At 40.4% G+C, this 19,100-nt stretch carries 13 protein-coding genes and 2 pseudogenes; 10 read left to right on the top strand and 5 right to left on the bottom strand.

Annotation, left to right across the window (positions count from 1 at the left end; all coding sequences use genetic code 11):
- Positions 1–138: 138 nt before the first annotated feature.
- The 3 genes from L2764_RS11445 to L2764_RS11435 all read left to right on the top strand — a co-directional run bounded on the left by L2764_RS11445 (position 139) and on the right by L2764_RS11435 (position 2,606).
- Entirely contained in the window at positions 139–456 is a 318-nt protein-coding gene (locus L2764_RS11445; RefSeq protein WP_248940342.1) for a DUF4286 family protein, read from the top strand.
- 387 nt (positions 457–843) lie between these two features.
- A complete protein-coding gene (locus tag L2764_RS11440; RefSeq protein WP_248940341.1) occupies positions 844–1,632 on the top strand; it encodes a hypothetical protein in 789 nt (262 codons plus the stop codon).
- A 20-nt stretch (positions 1,633–1,652) separates the two neighbouring features.
- A complete protein-coding gene (locus L2764_RS11435) occupies positions 1,653–2,606 on the top strand; it encodes a sterol desaturase family protein (protein WP_248940339.1) in 954 nt (317 codons plus the stop codon).
- A 570-nt stretch (positions 2,607–3,176) separates the two neighbouring features.
- On the opposite strand, the gene L2764_RS11430 is transcribed toward L2764_RS11435, so the two are convergent.
- From L2764_RS11430 to L2764_RS11415, 4 genes and pseudogenes are all read right to left on the bottom strand, one after another.
- Complete coding sequence (locus L2764_RS11430) at positions 3,177–3,614, bottom strand: EamA family transporter (RefSeq protein WP_248940338.1); 438 nt, start codon at positions 3,612–3,614, stop codon at positions 3,177–3,179.
- Positions 3,615–3,900: 286 nt separating this feature from the next.
- A pseudogene (locus tag L2764_RS11425) lies at positions 3,901–4,152 on the bottom strand (IS4-like element ISAs18 family transposase); the annotation flags it as partial.
- A 12-nt stretch (positions 4,153–4,164) separates the two neighbouring features.
- Positions 4,165–5,268, bottom strand: a pseudogene (locus L2764_RS11420) (IS3 family transposase).
- A gap of 76 nt (positions 5,269–5,344) precedes the next feature.
- A complete protein-coding gene (locus L2764_RS11415; protein WP_248940337.1) occupies positions 5,345–5,857 on the bottom strand; it encodes a GNAT family N-acetyltransferase in 513 nt (170 codons plus the stop codon).
- Between the two features lie 854 nt (positions 5,858–6,711).
- Here L2764_RS11415 and L2764_RS11410 point away from each other — a divergent pair.
- From L2764_RS11410 to tadA, 3 genes are all read left to right on the top strand, one after another.
- A complete protein-coding gene (locus L2764_RS11410) occupies positions 6,712–7,362 on the top strand; it encodes an HAD family hydrolase (protein WP_248940336.1) in 651 nt (216 codons plus the stop codon).
- Positions 7,363–7,853: 491 nt separating this feature from the next.
- Positions 7,854–8,504 carry a trimeric intracellular cation channel family protein gene (locus tag L2764_RS11405; RefSeq protein ID WP_248940335.1) on the top strand — a complete coding sequence of 217 codons (651 nt, stop codon included), beginning with the start codon at positions 7,854–7,856 and terminating at the stop codon, positions 8,502–8,504.
- Between the two features lie 54 nt (positions 8,505–8,558).
- Positions 8,559–9,086 carry a tRNA adenosine(34) deaminase TadA gene (gene tadA / locus L2764_RS11400; RefSeq protein WP_283106986.1) on the top strand — a complete coding sequence of 176 codons (528 nt, stop codon included), beginning with the start codon at positions 8,559–8,561 and terminating at the stop codon, positions 9,084–9,086.
- Between the two features lie 821 nt (positions 9,087–9,907).
- On the opposite strand, the gene mltF is transcribed toward tadA, so the two are convergent.
- A complete protein-coding gene (gene mltF / locus L2764_RS11395) occupies positions 9,908–11,455 on the bottom strand; it encodes a membrane-bound lytic murein transglycosylase MltF (RefSeq protein WP_376708404.1) in 1,548 nt (515 codons plus the stop codon).
- A gap of 272 nt (positions 11,456–11,727) precedes the next feature.
- On the opposite strand from mltF, the gene purL reads away from it, so the two are divergent.
- The 4 genes from purL (at position 11,728) to cydX (ending at position 19,082) form a co-directional block, all read left to right on the top strand.
- Positions 11,728–15,609 (top strand): phosphoribosylformylglycinamidine synthase, encoded by a 3,882-nt coding sequence (gene purL, locus L2764_RS11390; RefSeq protein ID WP_248940347.1) that lies wholly within the window; start codon positions 11,728–11,730, stop codon positions 15,607–15,609.
- A gap of 631 nt (positions 15,610–16,240) precedes the next feature.
- Positions 16,241–17,797 carry a cytochrome ubiquinol oxidase subunit I gene (locus L2764_RS11385; RefSeq protein WP_248940334.1) on the top strand — a complete coding sequence of 519 codons (1,557 nt, stop codon included), beginning with the start codon at positions 16,241–16,243 and terminating at the stop codon, positions 17,795–17,797.
- A 14-nt stretch (positions 17,798–17,811) separates the two neighbouring features.
- Positions 17,812–18,951 carry a cytochrome d ubiquinol oxidase subunit II gene (gene cydB / locus L2764_RS11380; protein WP_248940333.1) on the top strand — a complete coding sequence of 380 codons (1,140 nt, stop codon included), beginning with the start codon at positions 17,812–17,814 and terminating at the stop codon, positions 18,949–18,951.
- An 11-nt stretch (positions 18,952–18,962) separates the two neighbouring features.
- The gene (gene cydX / locus L2764_RS11375; protein WP_248940332.1) at positions 18,963–19,082 is read left to right on the top strand and encodes a cytochrome bd-I oxidase subunit CydX; all 120 of its coding nucleotides are present in this window, start codon (positions 18,963–18,965) and stop codon (positions 19,080–19,082) included.
- Positions 19,083–19,100 lie beyond the last annotated feature (18 nt).

The following is a 19,100-nucleotide window of genomic DNA, read 5'->3' as shown; positions in this document are numbered from 1 at the left end:
TTGATTACAATCGAACAAGAAGGCATAGTGCAATTGGGTATCAAAGCCCACTGCATTATGAACAGCAAAAAGTCGCTTAATTGAGTGTCCAGTTTTAGTGCGGGGTATCATGATATGGGGAAAGTCAGGTGATGAAATATGATTATATATCAAGTTGATTTAAAAATAAAAAATGAAGTACTTGTCGAGTATTTGTCTTGGTTAAAGCCCCATATTGAGAAAATGATGACATTTCAAGGTTTTTTAAACGCTGAACTGTGCGAACGCGTTGATCTAATCGATAAGGGATTTAGCCATTTTAGTGTCATTTATCACTTGATTTCAGAGGTAGACTTACAAGCTTATTTTGATACTTATGCTAAAGCCATGCGTGATGAGGGGAGCAAGCGTTTTGGTGATGCTTGTCAAGCGAGTCGTACAGTATATCGAGTTAATATGTCTATCGAGCGAGATTAGTTCATTATTAAAATTATCACATAAATGTATATTGTTAATATTAAATGAAATATTTATTTTTAATAAAACATTGTTGTTATTAAATTTAAAATACGCGTTTTTTAGTTATCATAAAATATTAATCCAATGTGTTATTTATGGTGGTTAATTTAATGCCAACTGTTTTTGTTGACTCTGATATTGTTAATGGGTGTTTAGAATTTAATTAATTATTATTATTTTAATGTCGCCTTAATAGCATGATATCAACTTACTTGCCTGTTGTTTATTATCAAGAGGTATGATTGACATCCTTTTAAATTAGATGATATAAATCCTCTACGAATGAGTTTAATTCGATTAAACCAGTAATAATAACTTATTATTCTATGTATAAGGATTTACACCATGCTGTTGAAAATAAGTGTACCTTTTCTTCGTTTTAGTAATAAACCTAAGAATATTTCAAAAGTCAGTACGCTATCTTATCAATCTCTTTCTTCTCAATCACAACAAAAATTACTTGATAATATCTATAGCATTTATCAAGAGTCATCTTTAACCCTCACTAAAGTAGCTTTTAGAGATGCTTTTTTTAATACTGAAGCTGTTCAGCTTTGTGTGTTTTACAATAAAACGAAAGAACTCGTTGGCTTTATCAATGTTTCAACATTATCGATAAAAGATGTGAAGGGTAAAGAACATGCTGTTTTTTGTGCCGGAGTCTTTTTTAAAACCGGATATAAAGGTGGGAAGCTGGCAGTACTATTTGGTTTTTCACAATTTTTAAAGTTCAAATTTCGCCATATGGCCACTCCAATTAGTTATGTGACTTTAGTTTCTAATCCTGCGGTTTATACATTGCTTGCTGAGAATGCTTATAAACTTTATCCCGTTGCGGATAGACCCACTCCTGAATACGTGAAGCATATTTTTGCAGAAACGGCTAATGCAAGAAAGATTTCCATTATTAATCAAGAGAAAAGCTTAGCACTTTCTCAGGCGACCCCAAAAAACATAAGTCAACTAGAGCGTTCTAAAAAACTGACTTCTAGCCCATTTGCTTTATTTTTTAACAAAATGAATCCTCATTACAGTAAGGGTGAGGCTATGTTAGTTTTTATAGAGCTGAATGCGACAGCCTTCATCGTGGGGTTAAGCAAGTGCATCAAAAATTTAGTGGTTGGTAAACGATAATAATTATAAAGGAACTCATCATGTTGAAGAAAGGAAACATCTCATACCAGTTTATATCCATTTTAGGCTTCCCCGTATCATTGACGCTTTTTACGTTGATTTCATGGCAACTTTTTACATTAGACCCTGGCCTCAGTGTTGTTCTCTACTTTTTAATCCTTAGAGTGATTGCAGCTATATTTTGTTTATCTTTTGAGTACTTTATTCCTTTTGATAAGGCTCAACCATTCGAAAAAAATGAATTAAAAACGGATACTTTTTTTTATATCACTAATAATTTTCTGTTAGTCCCAGCGATTGCCATCTTTCATATTTCACTCTGTTTTTGGGTGATAGAGGCCTTGGATTATCAGCACTCATTTTCTTTATCCAGCTTATCCATTTATTGGGAAATTATTATTGGTTTTCTATTGATGGAATATCTCAGTTATTGGGCTCATCGTTTAGTGCATACTCAACCTTTATTATGGCGAGGGCATGCGACGCATCATAGTCCCACCTCTATGTATTGGCTTAACAATTTTCGTAATAATTTATTGAGCTATTTAGTGGCTTTTGCGCTGGTTTATACGCCAATGTATTTGCTGGGGATCAGTAAGGAGTTTCTAATATTCCGTTTCAGTATTTTCATATTGCTGGCACCATATCAACATATTAATGCTGATTTTAAAATGGGCTTTTTTAATTACATTTTTAGTGCGGCACCAAACCATCGGTTTCATCATTCTAAAAACCCAAAACAAGCCAATGCCAATTTTGGTTTGATGGTGGTTATTTTTGATATTTTGCACGGCACCTTCATCAATGGGGATAAATATGATAAAAAAATTAAGATGGGGTTATTTTCTGAAGTTAAAGGTTATAAAAAGCATGATTTTGTTTTTCAGGAACTGGCTCCTTATCGATCAAGTTTATGGAAAAAAACACTTGTTGAAAGTAAAAGGAGTTTGAATATACCCACAGAGCAGATATGACTCAACGTTAGGCTGGAAAATGATTGACTTGGGCAGCGTATGAAAACTTGCATGCCCTAAACATCCTTCTATACCCAAGCTAAACGTGGACCTTCATGTTACTTGGGTATGTTAAAGGGGATGCTCACCATTATAACGAATGACTACTCATTTTAAACGGGTTGCCATAACTCGACTTTATTACCATCAGGATCAATAAACTAACCGAAGTGACCAAGACTCGGTTCTTCGGTCACATCGAAAACTTGCGCCCCCCCCTTGCTTAACTTGTTGCATGACCTCTTGTAAATTATCGACGGTGAGATTAATCATATAGGTATTATCTGAGGGCTTAAAGTAATCAGTGTTTTCTTTGAAAGGAGACCATAGGTTATAGGCATTTTTTGCCGATCTATCGACATGAAATACACAGCTGCCAAAAGAAGTATCACGGGTATATAACTAAGCGGCAAGTTTTTTCGGATCGGGCGATTTAAAAAAGATCCCCCCTAAACCTGTTACCGTTCCCATTGTATTGTCTTTAATTTTTAGCTAAGTGAACTTAAATAACCTGAGTTGAACTTGTGAATATTATCTGCTGTTCCCCAAACTGAATAAGGTGACTGTAATGATAGCTGAAAGCAATGCTAACCAATGATAGATATTAAAGGTCTCTTTAAATATCAAGCCGCTGACAATGATGACTGTGGTTAGGATAGACAGCACGGCATAGAGAATATAGCTGGAAGCGCCAAATGAGGAATACAGCAAATTAAACCCTAGATAGGTTAAAAAAAGCCCGACACCACTGACAATCGCCCATATTCCATTGACTTTAATTACTTCGACATATTTGGGGGGACCAAACAGAGGGGCCGAGAGTAGTGTAAGTAGCACACAAAAAACGGCGCTGATAGTGATGAAAGTAAAGGGATTGGCTAATTCGATGGCTTTTTTTTGTCCAATAACAAAAAAGGCATTGCCAATAGCGGCGATTAATGCAAAAGCAATGGCGGTGAATTGATTCATTGTGATGCCCTCAAAAAGTGTGTTGGATGCTTTTTATTTTAATCTTAGATCTGGAACAGCAAATAGCAAATGATTTTATGTTTCAAATGACATGAAGGTACAAGCGCAATAATTGATGTTGTTTCGGTATTATAATCATTATTGTTAAGAGATGAAATAAAGTAAATTGTGTTTGTTTTTTGATCGCTGCTAGTGTTTAGTGTTTTATATGGTGGCTTTGTTTTATTATGTTAATGACCTTGGAGACCTCCTCATTTTTTGATCTTTAAATAATGCCGAATATTGATCAATATATATGATGTTGTTCAAGGTATCGATTAAAATTATCCATCAATGGCTTTGCCCATTCTTCTCGCATTTCAGGTAACAATTCATAATATTCACACCCTTGGCGGAATAATGAATAAGTGCGCGTTTTGCTGGTATTCGCCTTCAATATATTCTCTAAATCCGCATCCTCACCCGCTTTCCCTAATAGCGTCAGTAAACCTATCGTTATCGCGCTAAGCAAAAATAATCTATCTCTTCTAGTGGGTGAGAGTTGAAGTGGTCAACTAATTCTGGCCACGGATTTATGTTCACTCTTAAACAATTGCTCTGATTTGTTAGGTGTTAAGCTTCCATTATATTGATGAGGCCTGATTGGGTTGTAATACTGAATGATATATTCAGTAATCGCGATCTTAGCCTCATAAAATGAAGAATAGCTTGCTATTGGCATCCATTCGGTTTTAAAACTTCTAAAGAAGCGTTCCATAGGCGCATTATCCCAGCAATTTCCTCGGCGGCTCATGCTTTGCTTTATTTGATAACGCCACAGTAACTGCCTAAATTGTTTGCTTGTATAATGGCATCCTTGGTCTGAATGAAACATGACTCCTTTTGGCTTACCTCTCGCTTCAAAGGCCATTGAAAGAGCTTTAGCTGGGTGATTTAGAGGTCGCCCAACCAATCACTTTTCTTGCAAATAAATCAATAACAGCAAACTGCCTATTCAATATATTCGGAATACTAATATGCTCTTTAGTCCCTTTTTTATAACGATGTTTCTTAATTTGACAGCTTACTAATCCTAATTTTTTCATAAGATTACAGGCTCTATATCGACTTAATGGCGAGCCATCTGTCGTTACGATGCCAGCAATGGTTCTTGCTCCCGCAGAACCATTGCTGGTTTCATGTGCCGCTTTTACTTTATTGATGAGTTCTAGATGCTCTTTTGATGATGTTTTGGGGTGCTTTACCCAATATTTGTAACTACTGCGATGAATGTCAAAGGTGTCGCAGAGAATAGACATTGGGTAATAAGCTTTTAATTCATTAACTAAAGTACAGTGCTGAGTGAATCCAACATCAAAAGAGCTGTAGCCTCGGTGTGCCCCTTGAGTATTTTTAAGATTTCTTTCTTCATTTCAATGCGTTTAATTTGTTTCTCTAGCTCACGAATTTTAAGCTTATCTTCCGTCATTGGTGTTGCTTTAGGAGTGATGCCATCATATTCATATTTAAGTTGTTTTACCCAACCACTCATGGTTGATTTACCGACATTCATGGCTTCTGCGGCTTCTATTACTGAGTAATCTTGCTCTAAAACCAATAGCGCTGCTTCAAGCCTAAATTCAGGAGTAAAATTACGACCTTTTCTCTTTGTCATTGTGTCACCTATGTTGATATGAGACAGATTATACAGTCTCTAATTAGGTGGCCAAATTAACTATACCTCTTCAGTTTTACCAAGGTAAGCCATTTAAATCAATACTCTCGGGGTTGACAGGGGTATTGGGGCTTAACAAGAGTGTATTGGACTGATAATGCTCTATACCGTTACGTTGCTCAAATTGCACTTTACTGTCGACTTTATACCAACCTAAGTGTTGATAAAAATCCGTTAAATCATTGCTGCAGAGTAAAAGTGCATGTTCAACTTTGAGTTGATTAAAAATAACCGGCGAGGCTTGGGTTAACAATTGTGAGGCATAGCCTTTACCACGATAATTTTTTGGGGTGACGGCATTACTGACACCGGCAATTTTTGTTCTTTTACGGTCAAAAATAACATCTCTAATGATGAGATTAAAAAATGAAAATAGATCATCATCTTGCCTGAAGGCAAAAACAAAATCTGGCTGAGCCCATTGGCGTTGCTGAATAAAGGGAACGTCACCGAAAACCTCGTGAATATACACTTGCTGTCTTTGTTTTTCTTCTGTGGTTAAACTATGGTAATTGTCGATTTTTAACATAGTATACTCAGTCCTTTTAAATCAATACTTTTAAATCATTATTTTATATCGTTATTTCCAATATGAACTTTTAAACCTGCTCTTATAGGTTAGTCTTATTAAATTAATTAAGGCAGTGTAGTGTGTTATTTGCAAGTATAGAGCTTTACGCTTATGTTTAAATAATCCCCCTTACCAAGGTGATCCTTTTAAATCTATGCCTGTTGGATTGAGAGGCGCACCTGCACTTAACAGTAAAGTATTAGAGTGATAATGCTCGGCTCCTTGTTTTTGCATGAAAACAACTCGGGCGTTAATGACGTACCAGCTCAGCTGTTGGTAGAACGGAATAAGCTCATCCTGACATAACAACAAACCATGTTTGATGTTGAGTAGGCTAAAAAGGAGCGAAAGCCTTCAGTTAATATCGGTGAAGCATATCCTTTTTCTCAGTGCTCTTTGGTGTGATGACATGACTTAAACCTGCGATTCTAATTAATTCATTATTATCTTGTTTTAATTTATAGAGCATATCGGTTTTGGACCATTGTCTTTCCTTCACGAAAGGAATATGACCGAAAGTATCTTGTATATGTGCTTGATGTTGGGATTTTTGGTTGAAGAAAGAGTAGGCTATTCTTGGATATTGATTTTTAGCATGTTTGTCCTTTGTTATATGCCGTCCGTTTTATGTCCTAATTAAAGATTATTTTACACACGTACCTCAAAAAACATGCATCGATGGTGAAGGCTAATATCTATCAATATGAATTAAAATGTTAAAGTTACAATGTTTCTTGTTCGAGTAGCGGCTGTGTGTTTTTTCTACAATACTAATTCGAGTGCAATATGATGGGAATAAAAGAGGAGGAACGATGCAATATAAATTAGTTAGTTTTGACTTTGACGGTACCTTATGCAATAGCTTTGATGCGATTAAAGCTGCGCTTGCTATTGTTATTCCTGACGCAAACCTCAGTGATTTATCTGGAAAATTAATGTCAGGAGAGGCCTTTACTTGTGTATTGCAATCATTGAGTCACTCAAAGTTATCTGAAGAGACACTCTTTCGTTTATATGATGAGTTTTGTCATGTGTATCATAATAAGTGTGCACATTTACAGTCTCTTTATCCTTATTCGGCCTCATTATTACGGACTTTTCGCTCTCAAGGTTGTCATTTAGTCATAGTCAGTAATAAAGAGGAAGGGGCACTGCATGATTTTTTATATGAGCATCATTTAGCGGAGACTTTTGATTTGGTCATTGGTGAACGAGAAGGCTTAATGAAAAAGCCCTCGCCTGAGAGTTACTATGACATTATTATGCCCGTTTTTCCTGAGCTGCAACCTCAGCAAATGCTACATATTGGTGATACGTTAATCGACATTGACTATGCAAAAGCTATTGGGGCCGATAGTGCCTATGTTTGCCATGGTTTTGGTTGCGATGAAATATGTATAAAACACAAGCCTACTTTTTTCTATTCTTCTTTTAAAGAGTGTTTGGATGCTTTTAATCACTAATAAAGCATTAGATTATCTAATCTGTTTTTGTAATGTACTATGGCTGTAGATATTCTCCGTTTATTTTTATCAAATAGGTCTCTTTTGGCGGTCGATTGATATGTTTAATCAGGGAATAATAAGATAATAGCGAGGCAATAAATTTGAGCGTTAAGAGTGTGTAAGTGTTTTTTTTGATGTGTAATGTGTTGTATTTAATTAATAAAAGACAGTGCCAATATTATTTAACTGACAGTGCTTAATTTATATATGGACAGTAACGAGTATGTTCATTTCGCTATCTTGTTTAGTCATATTGGTAAAAAGTGATAAATAGTACAGGAGCCTGTAAATGGAATAATATTGATTATTTGAAGCAAGAAAACCAATAATCGGAATTATATTCAAATATGCATTAATTAAATTCATGCATATTGCTGTTTGTTTGATTTTGTTTTGGCCCAAAATAGGGCAGAATTGCACCCAGATGTAGATAACCTAACGTGATAAACATGCTTGAAGTGAAATTGATGAGCGCATTGTGGTTAATCGGGATTTTAGCCGAGGCGATGACCGGTGCTTTAGCCGCGGGCAAAAAGAAAATGGATCTGTTTGGCGTGGTTATTATTGGCTGTGCGACCGCCATTGGAGGGGGAACGCTGCGCGATATTTTACTCGGTAATTACCCATTAATTTGGGTTGAAAATGTGCACTATTTATTAGCGATTGCGTTGGCTTCGTTATTCACTGTGATGATTGCGCCCATTATGCGGTATTTATCGAAAGTTTTTTTAGTGATAGATGCTTTAGGCTTAGCGGTGTTTTCGATCATTGGGGCTCAAAAAACGTTACTATTAGGCTTTAGCCCCGTTGTTGCTGTGGTCATGGGGCTGGTGACGGGGGTTTTTGGTGGGGTTATTCGAGATATTTTATGCCATCAAATGCCCCTTATCTTCAAAAAAGAACTGTATGCCTTGGTGGCGATATTAACCGCATCGCTTTACATTACGATGAAATTTTATGATGTCGTTGAATGGGTTAATTTATTAGTGTCATTGACAGTGGGTTTTGGTTTCAGATTATTGGCAATACGTTATCATTGGGGGATGCCAAAGTTTGATTATCAGTATGCAACCGATAACTCATCCGATAACGCACATTAAGTCAAAGTACGTTACATTAGCGATCCTCAATAAGTACAGATCAGTGGAGGTAGTTTGTCACAGTTAGCGCAAGATCAACATTTTATGCAAATGGCAATAGAGATGGCCAAAAAAGCAGAAGCAAAGGGAGAAGTCCCCGTAGGCGCCGTATTAGTGAAAGAAGGGCAAGTGATTAGTACAGGCTTTAATTTCAGTATTGGTTTGCATGATCCCAGTGCGCATGCAGAAATGCAATGCTTACGTCAAGCCGGGCAGTTATTGGAAAACTATCGACTATTAGGCACAACCTTGTATGTGACTTTAGAGCCTTGTCCTATGTGCGCGGGCGCAATGGTACATTCTCGGGTGGCTCGTTTAGTGTTTGGTGCGAGTGATGCAAAGACGGGGGCTGCAGGCAGCGTGGTAGACATCGTGAGGCATCCAGCGTTTAACCATCAACTTGAGGTGTCATCGGGCATATTAGCCAGTGAATGCAGCGAGCAATTGAGTCAGTTTTTTCGTCGCCGACGAAAAGAAAAAAAAGTCAGTAAGGCTGCCGAGAAAGCTAAACTTACTTCAGATAAGCCTTTAAAGGACATTTAGCCTTTAATATCGTTATCGAACTTTATGTCAGTCACTTGTTTAACCATCCACTTTATAAGTAACCTGAACTCGGTTTAATGAGTGTCAATATTGATTTATCATCTACCTTCATAATCAAGAAGGTAAGGGATATCATCAATATTTTAACGCGATTAAGCAGCACGGCCAAAACCGAGTTTAGGTTAAGTATGCATTAGGCTCGTTTTAGCGGTAAGAATGGCTGAGGCTCGTTGTCCTTTGATATAGCCAAAAAATGTTTTTGTCTGTTCAATATTTTATTGTGGTGGTTTTTTCTGAGAGAACGGCGTCTCGCGGCGAAATTATTAATTCTAGGCTTTTTCATATTCGTCCCCGCAATGTTATTGCTGTTTAATGCTGGTATATCAATAATAACAGCACTTTGATAATAACAGAACTACACACCTAATATATATCCAAGCTCATTGAAAGTGTATGTTTTTAGAGTACGTAAAATGGCTCAATTCAAGGTGCATTCTTTGTAAAAGAAAGGGTGAAAGAATGTAGGCACCTTTTGATATGATGCAACACAGACGTGGACTATTTAACACGCTAATTATAGGCAATATTATTGATAATAAATAGGAAACTCTTTTATGCTTCGTGACTGAGCATCAACTTAGAATCACTAGGTTATCGGTTCAAGAAGACTGTCATTAATGCAGAAATTAAGGACCTTGCCTAGCGTGTTTTGAATTCCAGCTGAAGGATCATCTATCAGGCAGATGGGTATGACACGTTATCGATCCCGAAAGATCGATAGCGTGAATAATGATGACTCTGCATGATGACGAAATAAAGCGCTATAAGTTTTGCTGTGAGAGCTTATTATTGCTGTTATCAGTGATGTCGGCCGTTTGTGTCGCTTGGCTATTATCACCGAGTTGCATATTTTGATTATCGACCCAGACCAAGGTGTCGTAATAACGTCGAATACTGTCCACATAATGGACCGCTTGGTTGCCACTGGCGTAACCATAACGGGTTTTTTTATAATACTGACGCTGCTGCAATAGCGGCAATACTTGTTTAACATCTCGCCATGCACTGGGATCGAGTCCCATAGATTGGGCTAACTTTCGGGCATCTTCAAGGTGACCAATGCCAATATTATATGAAGCTAAGGCAAACCACATACGCTGACTATCGGGAATGGAGTCCGGTAATCTATCGAGAATTTCTTTTAAGTATTTAGAACCACCTTCAATACTTTGGGTGGGATCTAAGCGGTTTTTAATCCCTAACTGCTTTGCGGTGGCTAAGGTCAGCATCATTAAGCCACGAACGCCGGTTGGAGAGCGAGCATTGGGTTTCCAATGGGACTCTTGATAGGCGGTAGCGGCAAGTTTTCGCCAGTCTAGATCGCCTGCATTATCTTGGAAGGTATCTTGATATTGAGGTAATCGAGTGTCTATGGCCTGAATAAAAGCACGGGTATCGACATAATCAAAACGTTGAACGTGGGCAAAGTATTTTTCATTTAAGTGGGCGAGCACACCCGCTTTTTGTTCTTGATGCCAAAAGCTGAGTAACTCACTCATTAATTTATCACTATTTTCTTTGGGTAAAAGCCAAGCGATGGCTTGCTGCTTTTTCAGTATCGGACCGGCTCGTAGCTCTGGCATGTAACGACGGTTGATATTGAAGGTGGTAGAGTTGACTATCGTATAAGGAATATCGCCACTGTCTATCATGCCCAGTAATTCAGCATTATCCTTGTTATTGACTTGCTGCCAAGCCAGTTGAGGATTGTCTTTACTGAGGTTTGATAAGGTGTCGGCAAAAGCAGAATTGGCCGTTACCGTGATATTACGGGTTAATTGAGTCACCTTTTTAGGTGTGCTAGTCCCTTGCTTGTAGACTAACAATTGATCCACTCGGTACAGTACAGGGCCAATGCGGTAGTGTTTACGTCGCTCAGGTGTTTCAGTTAACCCTGCTGCGATAATGTCAATATCGCCTTGTGCCATTGCTTGATAGAGTTCATCAATATTGGCATAAGGTTTAATGACGAGTGTTTGCTTAAGATAGTGGGCAAAAGATTGTGCCATTTCATAGTCAAAACCTGAGCTGCCCTGATCCGTGGTAAAGTAAATGCTCGGGCCAAATAGGGTGCCGACTCTTAATGATGGGACATCATTTGAGACTGGAATATTTTTTGTGGTGTCTTCAAGAGAAGGTTTAGTATTGTTTTTCTTCGTTTGCTTCGCAAGAGAGTCCATCTCACTACTGTCGCTGCTCATTCCTTTTGAGGTGTGGTTCACGGTCTCCGTATTAAATGGCGTTACAGGCGCTTTTTGACAGCCTGCAAGCGAGAGGAAGAGACAAAATAGGAATAGCAGTTTTTTCATAAATTTAGCTTATTTTTCGACACATCTCTAAAAAACAGCCGCCGATAATAGCACAAAACCTTGTTTCGAACAAAAATCACCCTCCTATCAATTAGTCTGGTATTGATGTTTGTGTTTTTTTGTTCTTTTTTATAACCCTTGCTTAGTGGATTTTACACTCAGCAGGAAACACTGTTTTGCTCATAGAGTTCGGGTGCTTTGTCTATGACATTTCCCTATAATGGCGCCAGATTTTGACCCTGCAATAATCAATGATAAGGTGAAAAAACGTGATGGAGATCATCCGCGGAGCCCCAGCACTTTCAGCGTTTCGAGTACAAAAATTAATGCAAGCTTGTGAAGCAGCGTCTTTGCCCATACAAGCAATTTATTCAGAGTTTATTCATCTTGCTGATATCGATGCGGCATTAGTTTTAGATGAACAGCAGCAACTTAATACGCTATTGACATACGGCCCATCCATTGAGGTATCTTCTCCCAAGGGAACGCTTTATTTTGTCACGCCCCGTCCAGGTACCCTTTCTCCTTGGTCTTCTAAAGCTACCGATATTGCCCATAACTGTGGGCTGAATAAAGTGAAAAGGTTAGAGCGAGGTATTGCATATTACATTGACTCAGCTCCTTTAAGCGTTGAGCAAGAGCAAATATTACTGCATTTACTTCATGATCGTATGGTTGAAGTGGTATTGAATGCATTGACCGATGGCGAGGTTTTATTTCAGCAAACCACACCTAAGCCAGTAAAGAGTGTCAATGTATTGGGTGAGGGGAAAGTGGCGTTAGTCGAGGCGAATATCACCTTGGGTTTAGCCCTCGCGGACGATGAAATTGATTATTTAGTGGAAAATTTCACTCACTTAAAACGTAACCCAAACGATGTTGAACTCATGATGTTTGCGCAAGCTAACTCAGAGCACTGTCGTCATAAAATTTTTAATGCCGATTGGACTATTGATGGTGAAAAAAAGCCCAAATCACTGTTTAAAATGATTAAAAATACCTTTGAGAAAACCCCTGAACATGTATTGTCAGCTTATAAAGATAATGCCGCTGTGATGGAGGGGTCAACCGCTGGGCGTTTCTTCCCGAAACAAGACGGAGAGTACGCTTATCATATTGAGCCCATGCATATTCTCATGAAGGTTGAAACGCACAATCACCCAACGGCAATTAGTCCGTATCCTGGGGCGGCGACTGGATCAGGGGGTGAAATTCGTGATGAAGGTGCAACGGGACGAGGCTCTAAACCTAAAGCGGGATTAACGGGCTTTAGTGTGTCTAATTTGAATATTCCTGGCTTTGTGCAACCTTGGGAAACCGATTACGGTAAACCTGATCGCATTGTTAGCGCATTGGATATTATGACCGAAGGCCCATTAGGCGGGGCGGCCTTTAATAATGAATTCGGTCGCCCAGCCTTACTCGGTTATTTTAGAACCTACGAGCAAGCAGTGGATAGCCATAATGGCTTGGAAGTTCGGGGTTACCATAAACCCATTATGTTGGCGGGGGGCTTAGGTAATATTCGTGCAGAGCACGTACAAAAAGGCGAAATTACCGTCGGCGCAAAGCTTGTTGTTTTAGGTGGACCCGCGATGAACATTGGTTTGGGCGGCGGCGCAGCCTCATCAATGGCATCGGGTCAATCTAGCGAGGCGTTAGATTTTGCTTCTGTTCAGCGTGAAAACCCTGAAATGGAACGTCGCTGCCAAGAAGTCATCGATAGATGTTGGCAAATGGGTGAAGCTAATCCGATTCAGTTTATTCATGATGTGGGCGCAGGAGGGTTGTCGAATGCTTTTCCTGAGCTGGTCAATGATGGCGATAGAGGTGGACGTTTTGAACTGCGTAATGTCCCCTCGGATGAGCTGGGCATGAGTCCGCTCGAAATCTGGTGTAATGAATCCCAAGAGCGTTATGTCATGTCGGTGGCCCCTGAAAACATGGCAACCTTTAGCGCTATTTGTGAGCGTGAAAGAGCACCGTTTGCGGTAGTCGGAGAAGCGACAGCAGAAAAAGATCTTCTGTTATCGGATACACATTTTAATGATAACCCTATCGATTTACCACTTGAAGTATTGTTAGGAAAAGCGCCTAAAATGATCCGGACGGCAGAGACGCTACAAGCTCAATCTCCTGCGTTAGTACAATCGAGCATCGATATCAAAGAGGCGGTATCACGTATTTTACGTTTACCTGCGGTGGCTGAAAAAACCTTTTTGATCACCATTGGTGATAGAAGTGTCACTGGGCTGGTGAATCGAGATCAAATGGTGGGTCCTTGGCAGGTACCTGTTGCTGATTGCGCGGTGACGGCGGCAAGCTATGATGCTTACGTGGGTGAGGCCATGTCTTTGGGTGAGCGCACGCCGTTGGCTTTATTGGATTTTGCTGCATCAGCGCGCATGGCGGTGGCTGAGTCGATTATGAATATTGCAGGCGTGGATATTGGGGATCTTAAGCATATAAAATTATCGGCCAATTGGATGTCTGCAGCTGACCACCCTGGAGAGGGGGCTGGTTTATATGAAGCGGTTAAAGCCATCGGCGAAGCGCTATGTCCCGAGCTGTCACTCACCATTCCAGTGGGTAAAGACTCGATGTCGATGCGAACGGCTTGGCAGGACGGCAATGAGCAAAAAGCCGTGACATCACCGATGTCTTTGGTGATCACCGCGTTTGGCCGTGTTCAAGATATTCGTAATACTGTAACGCCTGAGTTGAGAACAGATAAAGGTGAGTCAGTATTATTGCTGGTGGATTTGGGCGCAGAGCAACCCCGTTTAGGCGGGTCTTGTCTGGCACAAGTTTACAGTGAACTGGGTGATGTTGCGCCGGATCTCGATAATGCGGCTACATTAAGGGGCTTTTTCGAGGTGATGCAGTCATTGGTTGCTAAACAGTCGGTGATGGCGTATCACGATCGCAGTGACGGCGGCCTGTTTACCACATTGGTTGAGATGGCGTTTGCGGGTAATTCTGGTCTTGATATTGATATTAGTCCGCTTAAAGGAACGAATATCGAGTGTTTATTTAACGAAGAGCTAGGCGCTGTTTTACAAGTGAGCGTCGATAGTGCGCAACGCATTATTGCGCAGTTTGCTAAAGAAGGGCTGGTTTGCCACCCGATCGCCCATTTGAATACAGCGGATTCGATCCGGATCATCGGTGACGGTAAAGAGGTCTTTGTTGACTCTCGAACGGCTTTACGAACCGCTTGGGCTGAAACGACTTATCAAATGCAAGCAAGGCGCGACAACTCAGAATGTGCCCTCGAAGAGTTTACCTTAAAACAAAACCCTCTCGAACCAGGGTTAAGCGCTGATCTTAGTTTTGACATCAATGAAGATGTTGCTGCCCCTTATATTTTAAAAGGGTTGGCGCCTAAGATGGCCATTTTGCGTGAACAAGGGGTTAACTCGCATATTGAAATGGCTGCCGCCTTTAATCGGGCCGGTTTCGATAGCCGTGATGTGCATATGAGTGACATATTGAGCGGCAAAATTGTGCTTGATGAATTCCAAGGATTAGCCGCTTGTGGCGGTTTTTCCTACGGTGATGTGCTCGGTGCTGGGGAAGGTTGGGCAAAATCTATTTTATTTAATCCAAAGGCGAGAGAGCAATTTAGCCGCTTCTTCGAGCGAGATCAGAGTGTATCGTTGGGGGTGTGTAATGGCTGCCAAATGTTGTCAAATCTAAAAGCCATCATTCCAGGGACTGAATATTGGCCACACTTTGTGCGTAATCGCTCTGAGCAATTTGAGGCGCGTTTTAGTTTGGTTGAAGTCCAATCGACTCCTTCGCTATTTTTTGACGGAATGGTAGGATCGCGTATGCCGATTGCTGTATCACATGGAGAGGGGCGAGCCGAGTTTGCTAGCCTTGATGCGTTGGCTGCAGCAAAAGCCTCTGGCACCATTGCGCTTCATTATGTTGATGGTTATGGCAAGGTGGCGACTCAGTACCCTCAAAATCCGAATGGTTCACCTGATGGGATCACCGGACTCACGAGTGTGGATGGGCGCGTCACTATTATGATGCCCCACCCTGAACGAGTGTTTAGAACCGTGGCGAATTCTTGGCATCCCGATGAGTGGGGTGAAGATAGCCCTTGGATGCGCATGTTCCGCAATGTGAGAAAAGCGATCGGGTAGTTTAAACTTTAAGTGCAAACCTAAACGCACATAAGCCGCAATTTATTGCGGCTTTTTTATGGCTTTATTTTATTATCATAAGTCCAAATCAGCAGAGTCGAAGTCGGTAGCTTGTATTGAGAGCGCATTTCACATGTTTGAAAAGACAGGCGGGGGTTTTGAGGCCAATGTGAAATAAGTCATCCGTTGCTTTTGTAACATGTATTACCTTGAATATTAGCAAAGTCTATTCCACGAAATGTTTCTATTGTCAATACTGTCCGTGTGAAATGAGTACTGCTCCGCAAAACCCATGGAAAGCTGCAGCTTTGATTGATTAGTCGCTAACTGGGGCGTATAAAAACATTATGGATTGTAATGAAATGACTATGTGTAACGGGTAGCTATCACCTGTTAAAAAAAAGATTTAACAGTGTGTAATAAGGACTTTAAGTGAAATAAAAGTATCAATAAGATTACTTTTATGTATTTTGTTTCGTATTATACTTTTCAGTATGACCTGCTGTGTCGAATACGATTTTTAGTTAATCAATTAATATCATGATTAACAAATGTTCCTCAATATATACATTTTGCTATAGTTAATAATGGTTAATTATTGCTATGTATCGTACTAATTAAGGAGTCACGAATGATTGTACAAGAGGTGGTTGAACTCTCGCGTTTTCAGTTTGCGTTAACAGCCATGTATCATTTCCTATTTGTTCCCCTAACGTTAGGGATGGCGTTGTTACTGGCGATAATGGAATCACTTTATGTGATGACCAATAAGCAAGTGTATAAAGACATGACTAAATTCTGGGGTAAGTTATTTGGCATCAACTTCGCTATTGGTGTGAGCACTGGTTTAGCTATGGAGTTCCAGTTTGGAACCAATTGGTCTTATTATTCTCATTACGTCGGTGACATTTTTGGCGCACCGCTAGCGATTGAAGCGTTAATGGCTTTCTTCTTAGAATCAACATTGGTGGGAATGTTTTTCTTTGGTTGGGATCGCTTTAGTAAGAGACAGCATCTCGCTGTGACTTGGTTAGTGGCACTCGCTTCCAATATGTCTGCGTTGTGGATTTTAGTGGCCAATGGTTGGATGCAAAATCCTGTTGGTTCAGTGTTTAATTATGAAACCATGCGCATGGAAATGACCAGTTTTGCCGATGTGGTGTTCAACCCTGTGGCGCAAGTTAAATTCGTGCATACCGTTGCATCGGGTTATGTGACTGGCGCCATGTTTGTATTGGCGATTAGCTCTTTTTATATTCTCAAAAAGCGTGATTTACCCTTTGCTCGTCGCTCTTTTGCGATTGCGGCTAGCTTTGGTATGGCATCGATTTTATCGGTATTAGTGTTAGGGGATGACTCAGGCTACGAAGTGGGTGAAGTGCAAAAAGTGAAATTGGCAGCCATTGAAGCTGAGTGGGATACCGAGCCAGCCCCCGCGTCTTTTACGGTCATTGGTTTGCCGAATCAAGAAACCATGGAAACGGATTATGCAGTGAGAATTCCTTATGTGATGGGCATTATCGCAACGCGCTCTTTAGATAAGGAAGTAATGGGTTTGAAAGACTTGTTGGTGGCGCATGAAGCGCGTATTCGCAATGGTATGAAAGCTTATGCCATGTTAGATAAATTGCGCCAAGGGGATGAGTCTTCCCAACTAAAAGCAGACTTTGAGAAAGCAAAAATTGACTTAGGTTATGGTTTATTGCTTAAGCCTTATACCGATAAAGTGGTTGATGCTACAGAAGCACAAATCCAAGCGGCAACCAAAGATTCTATCCCTCATGTGTGGCCCATATTTTGGAGTTTTAGGGTCATGGTGGGTGCAGGGCTGATCATGTTGCTAGTGTTTGCTGCTGCGTTTTGGCAAAGCACTCGTCATCGTATTGAAGAAAATAAATGGGTGCTGAGAGCGGCGCTTGTGAGTTTACCTCTGCCTTGGGTAGCCATTCAATGTGGCTGGTTTGTGTCTGAGTATGGGCGGCAACCGTGGACCATTTCAGAGGTGTTACCGACCTTTATGTCCGCGTCGAGCTTAACCCCGAGTGATGTTTGGACGAGTATTATTTATATCACCTTGTTTTATTCAGTACTGTTAGTGGTTGAGCTGTTCTTAATGACGAAGTTTATTCGCCGGGGTCCCAGTAGTTTAAAAACGGGCCGTTATCATTTTGAAAAGCTAGCAGACTAACGGGGGAGTCGATTATGTTTGATTATGAAATGCTAAGATTCATTTGGTGGGCATTAATTGGGGTTCTCTTTATCGGTTTTGCCGTAACAGATGGCTTCGATATGGGCGTCGGAGCATTACTGCCGATTATTGGTAAAGATGATACCGAACGTCGTATTATGATTAACACGATTGCCCCTCATTGGGACGGCAATCAGGTATGGTTAATTACTGCTGCGGGGGCATTATTTGCTGCTTGGCCAACGGTATATGCCGTCTCCTTTTCTGGTTTTTATTTAGCCATGATGCTAGTGTTATTTGCGCTATATTTACGTCCAGTTGGATTTGACTATCGCTCAAAAATAGAAGATCCAAGGTGGCGAAAAACGTGGGATTATCTGCTGTTTTTAGGTGGGTTTGTTCCGCCATTAGTGATTGGTATTGCGTTTGGTAACTTATTGCAAGGTGTGCCGTTTAACTTTGATGAATATTTGCGTGCGACTTATTATGGTGGCTTCTTTGGCTTATTAAATCCTTTTGCTTTATTAACCGGCATTGTTGGAGTCAGCATGTTCATCATGCAAGGCGCCAGTTGGTTGCAAATGAAGACGGAAGGGGAGCTGAGAGTGCGCGCTGCAGGCGCCTCTCAAGTGGCAGCTATTTTCGTTCTGGTATTTTTTGTTTTATCAGGTTTATTTTTGGTTAATGGTGTCGATGGCTATGTGATCACCTCGGCAATCGATCATAATGGTCCTTCTAATCCAGCATTGAAAACTGTGGCGGTAGAAGCGGGAGCGTGGTTAGCTAATTATCAAAAATACCCCATCACACTGCTATTTCCTATAGCGGGCTTGATATTGCCGTTATTGGTGTTAATTGCCAGTCGCTTTCATCGTTCTGGTTTTGCCTTTTTGTTCAGTTCATTGACCGTTGCTATGGTGATATTAACGTGTGGCGCAGCGATGTTTCCGTTTTTGATGCCATCATCGCTTGATCCTAATGTGAGCTTAACCATGTGGGATGCAACAGCGAGCCAAGGGACTTTAGGTGTGATGACGGTCGTGGCGGCGATTTTTATTCCGCTGATTTTATGCTACACCATTTGGACTTATTACAAGATGTTTGGCCGTTTAAATCGTCAACATATTGAAAACAATTCAACGTCACTTTATTAAGGGGGCAAGTTATGTGGTATTTCACTTGGATATTAGGACTGTTTCTAGCCTGCTCTTTCGGTATTATTAATGCGCTGTGGCTGGAAAGCAGTGAGAATATGGATAGGCACTCTGATGATAAATCGGACTAATCCGTAGAATCTATTAAA

Origin of the sequence: Shewanella surugensis (genome assembly GCF_023284005.1) — a bacterium.
GTDB classification, from domain to species: Bacteria; Pseudomonadota; Gammaproteobacteria; order Enterobacterales; family Shewanellaceae; genus Shewanella; species Shewanella surugensis.
The sequence above is the reverse complement of the archived record's forward strand: the minus strand, read 5'-3'. Positions and strand labels throughout refer to the sequence as shown.

What these genes read in the sequence shown, in the direction of transcription:
- L2764_RS11445 (WP_248940342.1), top strand. Translation starts at nt 139, where the DNA reads ATGATTATATATCAAGTTGATTTAAAAATAAAAAATGAAGTACTTGTC.
- L2764_RS11440 (WP_248940341.1), top strand. Translation starts at nt 844, where the DNA reads ATGCTGTTGAAAATAAGTGTACCTTTTCTTCGTTTTAGTAATAAACCT.
- L2764_RS11435 (WP_248940339.1), top strand. Translation starts at nt 1,653, where the DNA reads ATGTTGAAGAAAGGAAACATCTCATACCAGTTTATATCCATTTTAGGC.
- L2764_RS11430 (WP_248940338.1), bottom strand. Translation starts at nt 3,614, where the DNA reads ATGAATCAATTCACCGCCATTGCTTTTGCATTAATCGCCGCTATTGGC.
- L2764_RS11415 (WP_248940337.1), bottom strand. Translation starts at nt 5,857, where the DNA reads ATGTTAAAAATCGACAATTACCATAGTTTAACCACAGAAGAAAAACAA.
- L2764_RS11410 (WP_248940336.1), top strand. Translation starts at nt 6,712, where the DNA reads ATGCAATATAAATTAGTTAGTTTTGACTTTGACGGTACCTTATGCAAT.
- L2764_RS11405 (WP_248940335.1), top strand. Translation starts at nt 7,854, where the DNA reads ATGCTTGAAGTGAAATTGATGAGCGCATTGTGGTTAATCGGGATTTTA.
- mltF (WP_376708404.1), bottom strand. Translation starts at nt 11,455, where the DNA reads ATGAAAAAACTGCTATTCCTATTTTGTCTCTTCCTCTCGCTTGCAGGC.
- purL (WP_248940347.1), top strand. Translation starts at nt 11,728, where the DNA reads ATGGAGATCATCCGCGGAGCCCCAGCACTTTCAGCGTTTCGAGTACAA.
- L2764_RS11385 (WP_248940334.1), top strand. Translation starts at nt 16,241, where the DNA reads ATGATTGTACAAGAGGTGGTTGAACTCTCGCGTTTTCAGTTTGCGTTA.
- cydB (WP_248940333.1), top strand. Translation starts at nt 17,812, where the DNA reads ATGTTTGATTATGAAATGCTAAGATTCATTTGGTGGGCATTAATTGGG.
- cydX (WP_248940332.1), top strand. Translation starts at nt 18,963, where the DNA reads ATGTGGTATTTCACTTGGATATTAGGACTGTTTCTAGCCTGCTCTTTC.